20 protein-coding genes are annotated in these 17,073 nt (G+C 30.3%); 11 read left to right on the top strand and 9 right to left on the bottom strand.

Translation table 11 applies throughout. The annotated features are described in order from the left end of the window. The first annotated feature begins 95 nt into the window (after nucleotides 1-95). The 8 genes from H527_RS0109025 (at nucleotide 96) to H527_RS21745 (ending at nucleotide 6,633) form a co-directional block, all read left to right on the top strand. On the top strand, nucleotides 96-860 hold the full coding sequence (locus H527_RS0109025) for a ParA family protein (protein WP_027412407.1): 765 nt from the start codon (nucleotides 96-98) through the stop codon (nucleotides 858-860). 11 nt (nucleotides 861-871) lie between these two features. Beyond that, nucleotides 872-1,783, top strand: coding sequence for a ParB/RepB/Spo0J family partition protein (locus H527_RS0109020; RefSeq protein ID WP_027412406.1), 912 nt, complete (start codon nucleotides 872-874; stop codon nucleotides 1,781-1,783). Next, nucleotides 1,773-2,387 carry a DUF5683 domain-containing protein gene (locus H527_RS0109015; RefSeq protein ID WP_027412405.1) on the top strand — a complete coding sequence of 205 codons (615 nt, stop codon included), beginning with the start codon at nucleotides 1,773-1,775 and terminating at the stop codon, nucleotides 2,385-2,387. Before H527_RS0109020 ends, H527_RS0109015 begins: the two co-directional genes overlap by 11 nt. 49 nt (nucleotides 2,388-2,436) lie before the next feature. Then, nucleotides 2,437-3,135 (top strand): 4-hydroxy-tetrahydrodipicolinate reductase, encoded by a 699-nt coding sequence (gene dapB, locus H527_RS0109010; protein WP_027412404.1) that lies wholly within the window; start codon nucleotides 2,437-2,439, stop codon nucleotides 3,133-3,135. Nucleotides 3,136-3,187: 52 nt separating this feature from the next. Beyond that, the gene (gene lepB, locus H527_RS0109005; RefSeq protein ID WP_027412403.1) at nucleotides 3,188-4,765 is read left to right on the top strand and encodes a signal peptidase I; all 1,578 of its coding nucleotides are present in this window, start codon (nucleotides 3,188-3,190) and stop codon (nucleotides 4,763-4,765) included. A gap of 72 nt (nucleotides 4,766-4,837) precedes the next feature. Then, nucleotides 4,838-5,464 (top strand): WbqC family protein, encoded by a 627-nt coding sequence (locus tag H527_RS0109000; protein WP_035087719.1) that lies wholly within the window; start codon nucleotides 4,838-4,840, stop codon nucleotides 5,462-5,464. Next, the gene (locus H527_RS0108995) at nucleotides 5,464-5,772 is read left to right on the top strand and encodes a DUF6122 family protein (RefSeq protein WP_027412401.1); all 309 of its coding nucleotides are present in this window, start codon (nucleotides 5,464-5,466) and stop codon (nucleotides 5,770-5,772) included. Before H527_RS0109000 ends, H527_RS0108995 begins: the two co-directional genes overlap by 1 nt. 93 nt (nucleotides 5,773-5,865) lie before the next feature. Next, a complete protein-coding gene (locus H527_RS21745) occupies nucleotides 5,866-6,633 on the top strand; it encodes a M949_RS01915 family surface polysaccharide biosynthesis protein (RefSeq protein WP_051316705.1) in 768 nt (255 codons plus the stop codon). 103 nt (nucleotides 6,634-6,736) lie between these two features. Here H527_RS21745 and H527_RS0108985 read toward each other — a convergent pair whose 3' ends face one another. The 8 genes from H527_RS0108985 to H527_RS0108950 all read right to left on the bottom strand — a co-directional run bounded on the left by H527_RS0108985 (nucleotide 6,737) and on the right by H527_RS0108950 (nucleotide 13,601). Further along, nucleotides 6,737-7,756 (bottom strand): endonuclease/exonuclease/phosphatase family protein, encoded by a 1,020-nt coding sequence (locus H527_RS0108985; RefSeq protein WP_027412400.1) that lies wholly within the window; start codon nucleotides 7,754-7,756, stop codon nucleotides 6,737-6,739. Nucleotides 7,757-7,760: 4 nt separating this feature from the next. Beyond that, complete coding sequence (locus H527_RS0108980) at nucleotides 7,761-8,639, bottom strand: rhomboid family intramembrane serine protease (protein WP_027412399.1); 879 nt, start codon at nucleotides 8,637-8,639, stop codon at nucleotides 7,761-7,763. Between the two features lies 1 nt (nucleotide 8,640). Beyond that, the gene (locus H527_RS0108975; protein WP_027412398.1) at nucleotides 8,641-9,393 is read right to left on the bottom strand and encodes a rhomboid family intramembrane serine protease; all 753 of its coding nucleotides are present in this window, start codon (nucleotides 9,391-9,393) and stop codon (nucleotides 8,641-8,643) included. 7 nt (nucleotides 9,394-9,400) lie between these two features. After that, nucleotides 9,401-11,272, bottom strand: coding sequence for a DNA mismatch repair endonuclease MutL (mutL, locus tag H527_RS0108970; RefSeq protein WP_027412397.1), 1,872 nt, complete (start codon nucleotides 11,270-11,272; stop codon nucleotides 9,401-9,403). Continuing rightward, on the bottom strand, nucleotides 11,273-11,569 hold the full coding sequence (locus H527_RS0108965; protein ID WP_027412396.1) for a hypothetical protein: 297 nt from the start codon (nucleotides 11,567-11,569) through the stop codon (nucleotides 11,273-11,275). A gap of 223 nt (nucleotides 11,570-11,792) precedes the next feature. Then, the gene (locus tag H527_RS0108960; protein ID WP_027412395.1) at nucleotides 11,793-12,236 is read right to left on the bottom strand and encodes a DinB family protein; all 444 of its coding nucleotides are present in this window, start codon (nucleotides 12,234-12,236) and stop codon (nucleotides 11,793-11,795) included. Nucleotides 12,237-12,263: 27 nt separating this feature from the next. After that, nucleotides 12,264-12,761 (bottom strand): 6,7-dimethyl-8-ribityllumazine synthase, encoded by a 498-nt coding sequence (gene ribH, locus H527_RS0108955; RefSeq protein ID WP_027412394.1) that lies wholly within the window; start codon nucleotides 12,759-12,761, stop codon nucleotides 12,264-12,266. Between the two features lie 69 nt (nucleotides 12,762-12,830). Beyond that, nucleotides 12,831-13,601, bottom strand: a complete 771-nt coding sequence (locus H527_RS0108950; RefSeq protein WP_027412393.1) for a tetratricopeptide repeat protein — start codon at nucleotides 13,599-13,601, stop codon at nucleotides 12,831-12,833. 136 nt (nucleotides 13,602-13,737) lie between these two features. Between H527_RS0108950 and recF the strand changes: the two genes are divergently transcribed. The 3 genes from recF to H527_RS0108935 are packed head-to-tail and all read left to right on the top strand — an operon-like array spanning nucleotide 13,738 to nucleotide 15,532. Next, nucleotides 13,738-14,817 carry a DNA replication/repair protein RecF gene (gene recF, locus H527_RS0108945; RefSeq protein WP_027412392.1) on the top strand — a complete coding sequence of 360 codons (1,080 nt, stop codon included), beginning with the start codon at nucleotides 13,738-13,740 and terminating at the stop codon, nucleotides 14,815-14,817. Between the two features lie 2 nt (nucleotides 14,818-14,819). Beyond that, on the top strand, nucleotides 14,820-15,236 hold the full coding sequence (locus tag H527_RS0108940) for a lipocalin family protein (protein ID WP_027412391.1): 417 nt from the start codon (nucleotides 14,820-14,822) through the stop codon (nucleotides 15,234-15,236). Beyond that, nucleotides 15,236-15,532 carry a DciA family protein gene (locus H527_RS0108935; protein WP_027412390.1) on the top strand — a complete coding sequence of 99 codons (297 nt, stop codon included), beginning with the start codon at nucleotides 15,236-15,238 and terminating at the stop codon, nucleotides 15,530-15,532. The genes H527_RS0108940 and H527_RS0108935 overlap by 1 nt, the downstream gene beginning before the upstream one ends. Here the strand turns inward: H527_RS0108935 and H527_RS0108930 are convergent, their stop codons facing one another. Then, a complete protein-coding gene (locus H527_RS0108930; RefSeq protein WP_162143812.1) occupies nucleotides 15,533-16,672 on the bottom strand; it encodes a hypothetical protein in 1,140 nt (379 codons plus the stop codon). Between the last annotated feature and the right edge of the window lie 401 nt (nucleotides 16,673-17,073).

Here is a 17,073-nt window from a genome sequence, read left to right as displayed (position 1 = left end):
GCAGATAGTCTTTTTTGTGAATAGTGTTAACATTTTTCATTTTTATAATATATAATAAATCGTATTTTTATCGCTGTTAATCCAAATCTCCCCACATGGGTAAAATTATAGCAATTGCAAATCAAAAAGGTGGTGTAGGTAAAACTACTACCTCTGTTAATTTAGCAGCTTCTCTAGGTGTTTTAGAGAAAAAAGTACTACTTATCGATGCCGATCCACAGGCTAATGCAACCTCTGGGCTTGGATTAGATGTAGAAAGCATTGAAAAAGGAACATACCAGATTCTTGAACATACTATAAAGCCAGAAGAGGCCATTTTAGAAACCAGTGCTCCAAATGTGCATATAATTCCCGCACATATCGACTTGGTTGCTATTGAAATTGAACTTGTTGATAAAGAGCAACGAGAATATATGTTAAAGAAAGCTATTGAAGGATTAAAATCTCAATATGATTATATTCTTATAGATTGTGCTCCCTCACTTGGCTTGCTTACGCTAAATGCGTTAACCTCTGCAGATTCAGTAATTATCCCTATACAATGCGAATATTTTGCTTTAGAAGGGTTAGGGAAACTTCTGAACACGATAAAAAGTGTACAAAAAATTCACAATTCTAATCTTGATATAGAAGGATTATTACTTACTATGTATGATTCTAGATTAAGGCTATCCAATCAGGTAGTAGAAGAGGTGCAAAAACATTTTAGCGAAATGGTTTTTAAAACAATCATTCAAAGAAATACTCGTTTAAGTGAAGCTCCAAGTTACGGAGAAAGTATTATTAATTATGATGCTTCTAGTAAAGGAGCAAGTAATTATTTAAGTTTGGCGCACGAAATTATTAAAAAAAACAGTTAAGTTAAGGGTTCATGGCGAAGGCAACGAAGAAACAAGCATTAGGTAGAGGTTTATCTGCTCTGCTAAAAGATCCGGAAAATGATATAAAATCAGTAGAGGATAAAAATGCAGATAAAGTAGTAGGTAATATTATTGAGTTAGAATTAGAAAGTATAGATGTTAATCCATTTCAACCCCGTACTAGTTTTAATGATGAAACTTTAAGGGAACTTGCTACTTCTATAAAAGAGATAGGCGTTATACAGCCTATCACTGTTAGAAAACTAGACTTTAATAATTATCAATTAGTAAGTGGAGAACGTCGTTATAGAGCTTCAAAATTAGTTGGACTAAAAACTATACCTGCCTATATTCGTATTGCTAATGATCAAGAATCATTAACAATGGCGTTGGTAGAAAATATTCAACGACAAGATTTAGACCCTATAGAAATCGCTTTATCCTATCAACGCTTAATTGATGAAATAAGCTTAACACAAGAGCAATTAAGCGATAGAGTTGGTAAAAAAAGATCCACAATCGCTAATTATCTTAGACTATTAAAACTAGATCCTATTGTACAAACAGGTATGCGAGATGGTTTTATTTCTATGGGACATGGTAGAGCACTCATTAATATCGAAGATCAACAACAACAATTAGATATTTATGAATCTATTATTGGTAAATCCCTATCTGTTCGAGACACAGAAAACTTAGTTAGATCTATAAATAATAAAACAGAAACTCCTAACGTAAAGAAAGGAACTGCAAGCAATCAATTACCACATCACATCTCTAAAGGAGTCAAAGAATTTTCAGACTATTTTGGCGCAAAAATTGATGTGAAAATTTCTAATAAAGGAAGTGGAAAATTAATTATACCATTTTCTTCTGAAGAAGATTTTAAACGCTTAAAGAAACTTATAAATAGTGAAGAGTAGATTCTTTTATATTATTTTTTTTGTAATACTTTCTATTCAAAATATTCTTGCTCAAGAAAATGAAGAATTAAAAGTTGTTACCGAAGAAGTACCGGTAAAAAAGAAAAAGGAAAAAAAGAGTAAAATACGCCCTTATGAACCTTTAGCTCCAGCAAGAGCCGCATTTTATTCTGCAGTTCTTCCTGGTTTGGGACAAGCATATACCAAAAAGTATTGGAAAATTCCTATTGTATACGCAGCTTTAGGAACTGGAATATATCTATATGTCCAAAATAACAATAATTATAATCGCTTGCGTGATGCTTATAAACGTCGATTAGCAGGTTTTACAGACGATGAGTTTTACGCCCCTATTAGTTCTAATGGAGCACCAAGAATTAGTAATGATCAGTTAATATCCCTACAAGATCGTTATCGTCGGGAACAAGAATTATCTCTTTTGGTTACCGTAGGTATCTATTTATTAAATATTGTAGATGCAAATGTTACTGCCCATTTATTACAGTATAATGTAAGTGAAGATCTTTCTTTTAAACCAAAAATAAATTTTAACCAATTTGATACAACTCCTAGTTATGGAGTATCCTTAAATTATAGTTTTTAAAAAAGTTGCGTTTTTACTAAAAAATGCACTAAAACATTAGCCAAAAAACATGAAAATAGCACTGCTAGGATATGGCAAAATGGGTAAAACCATAGAGAAAATTGCAAAAAAAAGAGGCCATACTATTGTACTTAAAATAGACAAAGAAGATAGCATATACGACCTATCTGATACAGATGTAGCTATCGATTTTAGTATCCCATCTGCCGCAGTAAATAATATCACTAACTGTTTTAATGCAAATGTACCTGTTGTATCAGGAACTACGGGTTGGTTAGAACATTATGATGCTATGATTTCTTTATGTAAAGAAAAAAAAGGAGGATTTATATATGCCTCGAATTATAGTTTGGGAGTCAACCTATTTTTTGAATTAAATAAAAAACTAGCAAAAATGATGAATCCTTTAGAAGGATATGATATCTCTATGGAAGAAATTCATCATACCGAAAAACTAGATGCCCCAAGTGGTACAGCTATAACTCTTGCTGAAGGAATTATCGAAAACACTAAAAAACAAGCATGGATTCTTAATGAAAATAAGGATAACAACATTACTATACATGCTAAAAGAATTAATAAAGTACCAGGAACACATACCGTAACTTACTCCTCTTTAGTAGATGATATCGAAATCAAACATACTGCACATAATCGTGATGGTTTTGCATTGGGAGCCGTAGTTGCTGCAGAATGGTTAGTAGGAAAAATAGGAAATTTTAGCATGAAAGACGTTTTAGGACTATAAAATGTAACACTTTAGAAATAAAAAGTACTTATACTAAAAAATATACTTAAAAATGATATTTACAGAATGGCTTATTCTTTTCCTAATACTACAAGTAATTCACTTTTTAGGAACTTGGAAACTATATAAAAAAGCAGACAGAAAAGCTTGGGAAGCTCTCATCCCTGTATACAATGCAGTGATTTTGATGAAAATCATAGGTCGCCCTTGGTGGTGGGTGATATTATTATTTATTCCAGTAATTAATGTTATCATGCTGCCCGTAATTTGGGTAGAAACAATTAGGAGTTTTGGCAAAAACTCTACGAATGATACTATTATTGTAATAGTTACTCTAGGATTTTATATATTTTATGTAAACTATATGCTAGATGTAACACATATAAAAGATAGAGACCTAAAACCACGAACAGCTGCAGGAGAATGGACAAGTTCGATATTATTTGCTGTAATTGCAGCAACTATAGTACATACTTATTTCATGCAACCTTATACAATACCTACAGGATCTTTAGAAAGAACATTACTCGTGGGGGATTTTTTATTTGTAAGTAAGTTCCATTATGGAGCTCGTACTCCTATGACGGCAGTATCTTTTCCTATGGTTCATGATACAATACCTGTATTACATACCAAATCCTATACTAGCAAACCACAATACCCTTATTTTAGACTTCCTGGGTTTCAAAAAATAAAACGTAATGATATTGTTGTATTTAGCTTACCAAATGACACTCTTCGTTTTTTCTTTGACACTTCTAATATTTCAGTATACAAACCAATAGATAAAAAATCTAATTACGTAAAAAGATGTGTTGGAGTACCAGGGGATTCATTATCTCTTGTAGATGGATATGTATATATTAATAAAAAACAAAATGATTTACCTGATAGAGCACAAGTGCAGTTCTCATTTACTGGCACTACAAATGGAGATCGTTTTAATCTACAAAACTTATATGATAGATATAAAATAAAAACAAACAATCCTGGTGAATTTGGCTATGATAATCAACGTTTTTTTATAAAGGGAATGACTATTGAAAATGCTGCTAAATTCAAAAACCATCCCAATGTAACCTCTATTGAAAGAATTATTACAGAAAAAGGAAATAAAGAATCTAATATTTTCCCTAATAATGGTAAAGTAAACTGGAATAAAGATAATTTTGGTCCTATATATATCCCTGAAGCTGGAAAAACAGTTAAAATGGATTTAAAGAGTTTTTCTCTTTATCGCAGAATTATTGAAGTATATGAAGGTTCTGAAATGGGAATTGACAATAAACTTACTGCTAATGGTAATCAGGTATTACTTAATGGAGCTCCTATAGACAGCTATACCTTTAAACAAGATTATTACTGGATGATGGGGGATAATCGTCATAATAGTGAGGATAGTCGTTATTGGGGGTATGTCCCTGCTACACATATTGTTGGTAAACCAGTATTTGTTTGGTTTAGTTGGGATTCGAACGCTAAAGGGCTTTTTAACAAAATTCGTTGGGAACGAATGTTTACTACAGTTGGAGGTAGTGGAGAACCTGTTTCTTACTTTAAATATTTTATTATTCTTTTAGCTGGATATTTTATTTATAACCAATATCGCAAAAGAAAAAAAGGAGCTTAAGCATCCAAATGCAGTTTAATTAAACTTACTTTAGTTGAGTTTGATTAAACTGCATATAATAATTAAATACAATTGAATACTACTACTCTACTCCATCCATCTTATTTAGGTCCTATAGCGCAATATATTGCTATTGTAAAATCTAATACGATAGTTTTTGAAAATGAAGACAATTATCAAAAACAAAGCTATCGTAATCGCACATATATCTACGGTGCCAACGGTAAACTTTTGTTAACTATCCCTATTAAACATAGTCAAACAAAAGAGAAACAATTATACAAAAATGTACGTATAGAAAATGATTTTAAATGGCAATTATTACACTGGAAATCTTTAGAGTCAGCCTACAGAACCTCGCCTTTTTTTGAGTATTATGAAGATGAATTTGCACCTTTATTTGAAAAACCTAAAGAGTTTCTTATGGATTTTAATTATGAATGTATGTCTATTGTTCTGGATAGTTTACAAGTAGATGCTCCTACTTCTAAAACTAATATTTATGATAAAAAACCTACAAATATACTCGACTCAAGACACCTAATAAATGTTAAAAAAGAGAGAAAATATAATTTAGATCCTTATATTCAAGTATTTCAGGATAAAAAAGGATTTATATCTAATCTATCTATATTGGATTTATTATTTAATGAAGGTCCTAATGCTTTAACCTATCTTGAAAATCAATCTATTTTGTAATGATTAGACCAATCTTACATTATGGATTTCATTTTATAGTCCCTTTATTAATAGCTTTATTATTTTTTCCAAAACAATGGAAAAAAATATATCTATTTTTCATTTCTGCTATGCTAATAGATCTGGATCATATCTTCGCCAATCCAATTTTTGATCCTAATAGATGTAGTGTAGGGTTTCATATTTTACATAGCTATTATGCGATTTCAATATATAGCTTTATGTTATTTTTTACTAAAACACGAATTGCTGGCCTAGCATTATTATGGCATATTTTTACAGATTTACTAGATTGTTGGATGATGTAAATGTGATTATATTTATTAACTTATTAAATATTCCTTACATTTATTACTAAACTAGTGCTAATTAGCTCGTTTTTTAGCCTTACACTTTTACTTATGAATAAACTTCTATTTTTTATCGTACTTTCTTTACTTTCTTGTCAAAAACAATCAAAAGACCTCAAAAAAAATTCTGATAAAAAAATAATAAAACAAGATTTAGCCTTTGAAATAGTGTTAAAAAAGCAAGATACTATTTCTTTTGATTCTAAATTCACACACAAACTTTCTGATAAAGAAACCATATCGGCTTTCAGTAAAAAAACAAAAAATAAACTTGGCATTACATATCCTATTTCTCAGGCATATTTATATAAAGATAAGTCAGGAGAGCATTATCTGCTATTAACAGAGCACACTTTAATCGATAAAAAAAATGATACTATTTATGACAAAATACAAGCATTTAATCTAAATTACGCCAATAATATTTTTAAAAAAAGATCCACTATTAGCGATTTTATAGATAAAGAATGGGAGACATCTATATCGTTTTGGAATAAATACTCAGAATTAGCAGATATAGACAACGATGGCATGACTGATCTTATATTAGTCTACGGAACTACTGGTCAAGAAATGTATACTGATGGTAGGGTAAAGATCATGATATATCATAACCGTAAAAGAATAACTATTAGACACCAGAATAGTAATTATGGTGGAAGGTTAACTAATATTAATAAAAGGTTTTATGAGCTGCCTTTATCAATACAGCAAGTTATAAAAGAAAAAATGAGACTAATGGTAAAAAACAAACATGCAACCTTCTCCCAGGACTGGGAAAAAAAGATGGCAAATAAAACTACTAACATAGAGGGGTAGTAATAAAAGACATTCAATACAAATAAATTAGTTCCATATTATAGAATTAAACTTTTTATTCGTGTTTTTACACAAGCAAAATAAGTTATTTTACTTATCCAAACTATGGGATTTTTACTTTAGAATATATTGGATAATGATCAGAAAATTCCAAGTCAAAACTTTTAAAACTAAGAACCTCAAATTCTTTTGGCACTAAAATAAAATCAATACGTGCAGGAAACAATTCAAATTTAAAAGTTTTACCAAACCCTTTTCCTTCTTTTTTAAAAGTATCTTGGAGATTCTCTGACTTTATTTTATCATACACATAAGAATATGCTGTATTATTAAAATCTCCCATTACTATATTTTTATATGGAGATGATCGCATATGCGAAATAAGCTGTTCTGACTGTTGTTGTTGTTGTTTAAAAGACACCTGAATTCTTTTTAGTAATTTTTGAGAATCTTCTTTAGCTAGATCATTTGTTTTAGAACTAATCCGATGAGACTGCAAATGAATATTATATACTCTCACTGTATCTCTGGGCATTACTATGTCTGCAAAAATTACATTATTAGCTGTTTTTTCAAAATTCAGGGAGCCTTTTTTCATAAAGGGATATTTTGAAAATATAACCAATGCTAACTCCTTGCTATTATGATTAAAATAATCATATTTATAAGGATATTGCTTAAAATCAATGTCTGGATTATTATAAAATTCTTGCACACAAAAGATATCAGGGTTCTGAATTTTTATCAAATTCGAAATATCTTGAGGAATAGTCTTAGAGTCTATCCAATTAAAACGATTAAAACTATGCACATTATAACTCATTATCGAGATACCAGTTTCTCCTGTATCCATTGACTTTCCTCTTAATTTATACAGCGAAGAAACATGAGAAATACCTAGAGCCAAAACAATAAGGGAAAGCATACTCCTTTTACTTAAAAGAACAATCCAATATAATAAAAACAGTACATTAACAACTATCAAAACAGGAACTGCTAGGCTCAACACAGATAATAATGGAAACATTTTTGGAGAAACGTATGGCAATAGATAAGATAGCAATAAAGCAAAAGCTGCTATAGAGTTCATCACAAAGATGATCTTATTAATTGCTTTTCTCATACCTTTATTCTTTCCCTGCTTTAAATAAAAAATCTTTCTCTTCTTTGTTTAAGCTATCATATCCACTTTTACTAATTTTATCCAAGATAGCATCTATTTGTTTTTGATTTGGTGTTTTTACAGAAGAGGAGGCTGTAGTTTTTATACTAGATTTATTTTTTTTAGATCTGTGTACTGTCTTTAAAGGGCTTTTCTTTTTAGGTTTAAACAACTTTAATGCTCCATCCATTAATTTCTCGAACCAAGACCCAATATCATTCCCTTTTTTAAGCTGCATAGCATACATATATCCAAATAGTGCTCCCCCAATATGCGCAATTAATCCTCCTGCATTTCCTGAATTAGGAATTTGAATCAAATCTACAAGCACCATAAACACTCCTATTTGCCATAATTTTACCGTAAACATAAACACTCTAACTTCAGTATTCGGCGTATAAGTCGCGATAAAAATAACAATTGACAAGACTGCTGCCGAAGCACCTATTAAATAACCTAGTTGCCCACTTAAAACAGGAAACAAATTATATGCTAATACAAATAATAAACCACCGCAAACAGCTCCTAACAAGTAAATAGTAAGAAACCTTTTTTCTGTAAATAGATTTAAAACAAATTGCCCAAACCAATACAGCATTAACATATTCCAGAAAATATGCCAAAAACTAAAATGCAAAAAACTATAGGTTAATATCCCCCAAACTTGGAGAATTAAAGAATTGAGCTCTGTAGGAAGTACAAACCATCGCATCAATACATCTGGTTGGGTTTGAAAAATCCAAGAACCAAGATTAGCAAACAAAAACACTATAGTATTAATTGCAATAAGCTTAATAATAATATTAGCTGTTTTAAACTGATATGTTAAATTGTTAGCTGCCATATTAATCCCAACGGTGCTGATTAAACGAATTTTTTTTCCAATACCACATAGTAATAAAGCCGATTACCGCACCTCCAATATGGGCCCAATGTGCAACATTTGAAGGGCCTAAAATAGCTTGCCCAGTTATTCCTCCATATAAATTTAATAGAAAATAACCACCTATCAAATATTTTGCTTTAATAGGTACAGGAATAAACATAATATATAAAGGTAAATTTGGATATAAAACAGCAAATGCTGCCAAAACACCGAAAATTGCGCCTGAAGCACCTACCATTGGCGTAGCATATGTTTTAATCATATTTTCTGTTACCTCTTGGGGTATATTAGGGTATACACTATATTTTTGAGTTGCAATAGCATTTTGTATAAAATCCCCTATTTCTGAAGAAGAAAGACCCGCCTCTAAATACGCTTGATATCCTGGGCTAAATTGAAAATAAGAAAACAAAACTTGAAAACCAGCTGCTCCTATACCTGAAAAAAAGTATATAAAAAGAAATTTTTTCTGTCCTATGGAAGCTTCTAAGTGGCTTCCAAACATATATAAGGCAAACATATTAAAGAAAATATGACTCTCTCCTCCATGCATAAACATATGTGTAATAATCTGCCAAACTTGGAAATTATCATTTTTTGGAAACCAAAGTGCAAAAAATTCAAAAGCATTATTTCCTAAGGTCATAGACCCTATATAAACAATAATATTAACTATCAATAATACTTTTACTGTTTCTGTAATTCTACCCATCTACTTATTAAAATTTTTTATCTATTTCATCTACCGTTAATGTAATGAAAGTTGGCTTATTATCTGGTGTAATAGTAGGGTCTGTACATGCAAATAAACTATTTACCATGTATTGTTGTTGTTCTGAAGCTAATTCCACCCCTGTTCTTACTGCAATACTTTTGGCTATAGATCTTGCTAATAAATCTGTCTGTGAAAAACCACTATCTGGCACTTCATTTTCTAGATCATTAATTAGTTGTTCTAATAAAACCAAAACTTCTTTTTCTGATGTTACTGATGGTATTGCGGTAATATTAACCTCCCCTTCAGACAATTCTCCAAAAACAAATCCAGTGTTTTCAAGCTGCTCTTTTACTGTATCCAAAAGTTGTATTTCACTTTTTGAAAAAGATACTGTTAATGGAAATAATAATTGCTGACTTACAGCACTTGCCATAGTAATATTACGCAGTAGTTCTTCATACAATATCCTTTGGTGTGCTCTATATTGGTTTACGATCACCATTCCGCTTTTTATTGTAGTAACAATATATTTTTTTCTTAACTGATATGTAGTATGGTGTCCTACTTTTTTTTCATCTCCTTCAAACAAAGAACCAACAATCTCTTCACTTTCAAACTCTACTGAAGAGAAATCGTTCTCTATAGGCGCAGAGGTTGTCATTTCTGATTCTAACCCTACATATAGGTTTTCCCAATTTGCAGTTGGTTCTTTTTTAGGAACATAATAAGTATTTGAGGATGAATTATCTTGGATTATTTTTTCTTCTTTAAACGGATTAAAGCTTCGATCTACTTCTATAGTTGGCGTTTGCGCTATTTTACCCTTATACTCATAGGGTGTATCCATAGAAGAGTCTCTATTAAAATCTAGTACAGGTGCTACATTAAACTGCCCTAAACTATGTTTGATCGTAGATCGTAACATAGCATACAACGAGTGCTCATCTTCAAACTTAATTTCAGTTTTGGTAGGATGTATATTTATATCAATAGAATTAGGATCTACAGTAAGATATATAAAATAACTTGGGTGCGCTTTGTCTTTTAGCAAACCTTCAAAAGCAGAACTAACTGCATGATTTAAGTATGCACTTTTAATAAATCTACCATTAACAAAAAAAAATTGTTCTCCTCGGGTTCGTTTAGCATATTCTGGTTTCCCTACAAACCCATGTATCGTAACCAAATCTGTTTCTTCTTTTACAGGAACTAATTTTTCGTTTGTTTTTCCTCCAAATATATTTACTATTCGTTGGCGATGATTTGTAATTGCCAGATTAAAAACCTCGCTACTATTATGATACATATCAAACCGTATAGATGGATGTGCCATAACCACCCGATGAAACTCATCGATAATATGACGCAACTCTACAGTATTTGATTTCAGAAAATTTCGTCGAGCAGGAATATTATAAAATAAATTTTTGGCACTTATAGAAGTTCCTTTAGGCGTAACACACACTTCTTGAGATACTACTTCACTGCCCTCTATTCTTATTTCTGTTCCTACCTCGTCTTCTTCCTGCTTTGTTTTTAATTCTACATGAGCGATAGCCGCTATAGAGGCTAATGCCTCTCCTCTAAATCCTTTTGTCTGTAATTTAAAAAGATCTTCTGCTACTTTAATTTTGGATGTTGCATGTCTCTCAAAACTTAATCTTGCATCTGTAGCGCTCATACCTTGCCCATTATCAATAACCTGAATAAGGGTTTTACCGGATTCTTTTACAATTAGCTTTATATAGGTAGCTTGTGCATCGATTGCATTTTCTAACAATTCTTTTACTACTGATGCTGGTCTTTGAACGACCTCTCCAGCAGCAATTTGATTAGCTACATGATCTGGTAATAGTTGAATGATATCAGACATCTATTTTCGTGCAGTAAATATGGATAAATCAAAATCTATTATATACAAAAAGATAAAAACCAAAATTATAACAATATAGATTACTCTTTTATTAATTTCACGATTCCCTCTATTCCTACTAGATACACGGGCATCTGCCCAATGTGATCCAAAATCTATATCATTTGTAGCATCCCGATATTTAGCAATTCTATTTTCAAAATCATAGATATTACCTTCACTTTTACCCTTATAATACCTAGGCGTATAGTTGAATCTTCTATTTTTTCTTATTTTTGGGATACTTAATTTCACAATCTGCTACTATCTTTTTGATTATTCAAATATACTTAAAATGCTTTGTATTGTAAAGCTTTTAGCATTACAATAACATCAAAATATAAACATCAAAGGCAATACTTGTTTTTATAGCTTATATAATAAATCATTTTTTATAATACAAAACAAGCTTTGGAAAAATAGATAACTTTATTTAATTTGAGATTTTGAGCATTACAATTAAAAAATACGAAGCCTATTTTTAATATATTATTTGTTTTAAATGATGATCTAAATGCGATATGTAATCTTGAATCAAAAACCTTAAATCTGATATTTTTTTAGTTTCTAACTCTACCTGATAATTTAAAGTAGTTTCATTTTGCAACTTAAGAATTTGCATAATTCTCTCATTTACAGATAACCAAAAACTCAATAACTCTAGCGGGTCTGCATTTTGGTAATCATTTATTTTCACCAACTCATTCTGATTATAACTTTTAACTTTATAAGGTTTAGCTTCAAACTGAATTTCAGAAAATCGTTGTAAATTATATATTCCTGAATCTATAAGGTGTCCTAAAATTTCCATTTTAGACCATGATTTCAAAGATGTCTTATGCTTTAAATCTTCCTCTTTACTGCTTGCAACAGATCTAGCTCCCTTTTTTAATAAATCAGAAAACTCTGCTATCAAATTATCCATATTGTCTTTACCGAAGATTAATTCATTCTAAAATTGAGCACTTTTTCGCAATTGTGCCATTTTAATAGCCGCTATAGCTGCTTCTGAACCTTTATTACCATGTTTTCCTCCTGATCTATCTATAGATTGTTGTAATGTATTATCGGTAAGTACGCAAAAAATAACAGGGATATCACTATTAATATTTAAATCTTTAATCCCTTGTGTAACTCCTTCACAAACAAAATCAAAATGTTTAGTTTCTCCTTGAATTACACATCCTATAGCTATAACAGCATCTAACATATCATAGGATTTCTGCATTTTCTTACAACCATATATCAATTCGAAACTACCGGGCACATCCCATCTCACAATATTTTCCTTTATTGTTCCACAATCAATTAATGCATCAAAAGCACCTTGAAATAATCCTTGAGTGATTTGTTCATTCCATTCTGAAACAACAATCCCAAATCGAAAATTTTTCGCATTTGGGATTATAGTTTTATCATATTCTGATAAATTTTTATTTTCTGTTGCCATAATCAGTTTAAAATTTTTGTTTCTTAATTTTGAAATTTTAACAAAAGATTTCAAAATTAAAAAAACAAGCTATTTCATTGCTTGCGCCTGTCCTAAATGAACATCAACTTGATTAGCCTCTACACTTTTAGGAAACTCTTCTTTGATTCTTTCTAAATATGTGATTGCAATTTCTGATTTATTAAGAGATATTGCTGTAACTGCAGCCTTTAATAAAAATTTTGGTGTTGTAAAATCATTAGTCTTTATTTTAAGTGCTTTCTCATAATACCCTAATGCCTCTTCTACTTGATCTAATTGAGAGAATGCGTCTCCAATACCACCAAGAGCTAAAGGCGCTAACATTTCGTCATCACTTTTAAAATCATCTAAGAAATTAATTGCTTCTTGGTATTTTTTCATATTTAAATACGAAAATCCCGCATAATAGTTGGCTAAATTAGCAGCATTTGTACTTCCGTAATTTTCAATAATTTCTAAAAACCCATATTTACCTTCACCTCCATTAAGAGCTAAAGTATATAATGAATCACTAACTGTTGAGTTTCCATTAACCGCACTATCAAAATACTGTTGTGCCTTAAACATCTCATTAGAAGCTTCTTGTTCTTTTGGTTCTTGGATAAATTTTTGAAATCCTAAATACCCTAATACAACAATAGCTATTACTCCTACTGCACCTAGTATATATTTTTGATTAGCTGCAACCCACTCTTCGGTTTTAGAAGCCCCTTCATCTAGGGTATTAAATACCTCTGCGGTCGTTGATTTATCTTCAATTTGCTCAACTTCTTCAGCTTTATTTTTAGGTTTGTGTCCTCGTTTCTTGTAAGTTGCCATAAGTTTTCTTTAATGAACGGCAAAAATAAAATTTTTATTCATAATTAAAAGGGAAAATATTTGTTATTTTTCAATAATTTGCGTGAATTAATTATGAATTCCATCAAACCCAAGACCCTTTGATCATCAATGTTTTATGATTTTAAAATCCCTTTCCCTACTCAATTACAAGAATTTTGATGCCATCAATTTTAAATTTGATGATAAAATAAACTGTTTTGTTGGTCATAATGGTGTTGGAAAAACGAATATCCTAGATGCAATTTATCACCTGTCTTTTGGAAAAAGTTATTTTAATCCTATTACAAGCCAAAATATAAATCATGGTGCTGATTTTTTTGTTATAGATGGGCTCTATACAAAAGAAGAAAGAGAAGAAAAAGTTATTATAAGTGCCAAAAGAGGGCAAAAAAAGGTAATTAAACGTAACGGAAAAGCTTATGACACCTTTAGCGAGCATATTGGCTTTTTACCATTGGTAATTATTTCTCCAGCTGATAGAGATTTAATTACAGAAGGTAGCGATACACGTCGTAAATTTATAGACGGGGTAATTTCGCAAAGCGATCCATCGTATTTAAGTTGCCTATTAAAATATTCAAAAACCCTATCTCAACGTAATTCCTTATTAAAATATTTTGCTGTTAATAATACTTTTGACACCACAACTCTCGAGATTTATAATCAACAGCTACATGAATATGGCAGCATTATTTACACCAAAAGAACAGCTTTCTTAGACACTTTTATACCTATCTTTATAAAAAGATATCAAACCATAAGCTCTGGCAAGGAAAATGTATCTCTTTCTTATCAAAGCAGGTTATCTGAAAATGATTTACTATCCCTTTTAGAACAAAACATATCTAAAGACAGAACTCTACAATACACAAGTGTAGGGATCCATAAAGATGATTTATCTCTAGAAATAGAAGGGTTTCCTATTAAAAAATTTGGCAGTCAAGGACAACAAAAATCATTTCTCATTGCTCTAAAACTAGCACAATTTGATTGTATAAAACAACATAGTAAAGTAAATCCTATTCTTTTACTTGATGACATCTTTGACAAACTTGATGAAAAACGAGTAGAACACATTATAGAATTAGTAGATGACCAAAATTTTGGGCAACTATTTATTAGCGATACACATGCCGACAGAACGGAAAATGTGGTTAAAAAAATATCCCAATCTTACAAAATAATTAAATTATAAATATGCATCGATTTTCACTATTCATTATATGGACATTATGTTTTGTTTCTTGTAAAAAAGATACCCCAAAAGATCAAATCCAACACTTAAACGGATATTGGGAAATAAAAAAAGTAATACTCCCTAATGGAAGTGAAAAAGATTATAACTTTAGCCAAAGTATTGACTTTATAGAAATCACAAACTACACAGGTATTCGTAAAAAAGTCCAACCTAGGTTAGATGGAAGTTTTATTACAAATAACGACAGTGAGTCTTTTATTTTAATAATTGACGAAGATAGCCTTAGACTGCATTACAAAACCACTTTATCCACATGGAAGGAAACAATTATATCCGCAAAAGAAAACCACATCACTATTAAAAATGAAGCTGGAAATGTTTACTTTTATGAACGATATAAAAAAATTGAATTCTAATGGGAAAACGTCATCAAGAACACCAAAGCTTGGGAGAAGTTTTAAAAAACTTTGTTTCAAATAACAACTTACAAAAAGGCTTAGACAAAGTAGCAGCACGTGATGTATGGGAAAAAGTGATGGGACCCGCTATAACAAAATATACTCATAATATTAAATTTGAAAGAGAGACTTTATATGTTGAACTTACTTCTTCTGTTTTAAGAGAAGAGTTAAGCTATGGAAAACAAAAAATAATCGACAATCTTAACGAAGAATTAGAAAAAGAATTAATTACCAAAATAGTCCTTCGATAATTACAATCTAACCTCTATACAAGATCGTTCTCCATCAGGGCAATTTATTGTTTTTACTTCTGCGCAAACTGTATTAGATCCCTGATCTAAATTTATATCCACATACCCAAAACTAAGTAACTCATCACTAACAAAAACATTGTTTACATACCAACTAACGGTAATATCTTTATCCGCTACTTCAACTCTAGGAACAAACCGATAAGTATATGGAGAAGAAATCTCTTCATAATCAAATGTTATCTCTGGGCAAATTGGCTCAACTATAAGTTCCTTACAAAACTCTTTACCACCTAGACAATCTGGCATTCTTGTTTTCATACATATTTCATAAACCCCTGGAGAAAATGATTTTTCAAATGAATTATCATCCATAACTTGTGTATCTATTTCCCCATTAATTTCTAAAAATAACTGATCCTCTTCCTCTATCTCAAAATCAGGAACAAATCTATATTTATTATCCGATAGTGATTCTATTTGAAAACTAATATCAGGACACTCAACACAGTTATTTATTACCTTATAAAACTCATAATATGACAATACCTTAATCGCTTTGAATTCAGGAGATACTAAGATCTTTATAGGGAATTTAAAATCTGGTTGATATTCCACTCCATTATTTTCAAGAAAACGCTTAAAACCATTTTCATCATCAATAACAGTTTCTTTTTTTTCTTTATCTCTTAACAAAAATGGATAATCAAATTTAAAACATCGATTAAGCAAAGTATTTATTTCATCCCTAAATGTTTGTATTTCACATTCCTTAAGAAGGACTACAAAATCCTCTTCACTTTCTAAAATAAATGAAGTTTCTGTCTTTTGAAAAAAAACCTCTACAGGAAGACGTAACCCTACTAAATTAAAGTTTATATCCTGACTATAAATAGCTCTTAACAGACCCTCAAAGTCATTAACATATATTGTAGAATCGTTATTATACCTTAATACAAGAGGGTATTTAAAAGAAAAACACACATTGCTTTCATTAAGTTCTAAATCTTTATTTTTTAAACTATTAAAAACAGTTATCATGGATGCCGTTGATGTTATTTCTTTGTCAGCATCTTTATCTAAAAAAAAATCATCATCATTTACACATGAAAATACCACTAATAAAAATATGAGTAGCAAACCAGTATAATATATTTTTGAATTATTCAAAGCAATTTTATCTTATTCTATATATATAACGTTAAATACCATATCATCCCTACCTCTTACTTTTTTACCTCCATCAAAACACAAAAGTATAAAACCTACATATCTTTAGTTAATAACCTTGTATTCGAAACAACCTAACAAGATATTGGATTAGTATATTTTTTTAATAAAAACCTATATTTTTCAAACTTCCCATCTTCATATAATTTAATCTTCAAGAAATTAAACATAAAAAAGATTTCAATTTATAAAAAAATGCAATATAACAGCACATTACAAAATACTATTAACGAAAAATTTAAACCAACATAACCATATTAAGTCTCTTTCTATCATAGACCCTTACCTTTGTTATGTTAATTTTTAGTTAA

It is taken from the genome of Aquimarina muelleri DSM 19832 (genome assembly GCF_000430665.1).
GTDB classification, from domain to species: domain Bacteria; phylum Bacteroidota; class Bacteroidia; order Flavobacteriales; family Flavobacteriaceae; genus Aquimarina; species Aquimarina muelleri.
The sequence above is the reverse complement of the archived record's forward strand: the minus strand, read 5'-3'. Positions and strand labels throughout refer to the sequence as shown.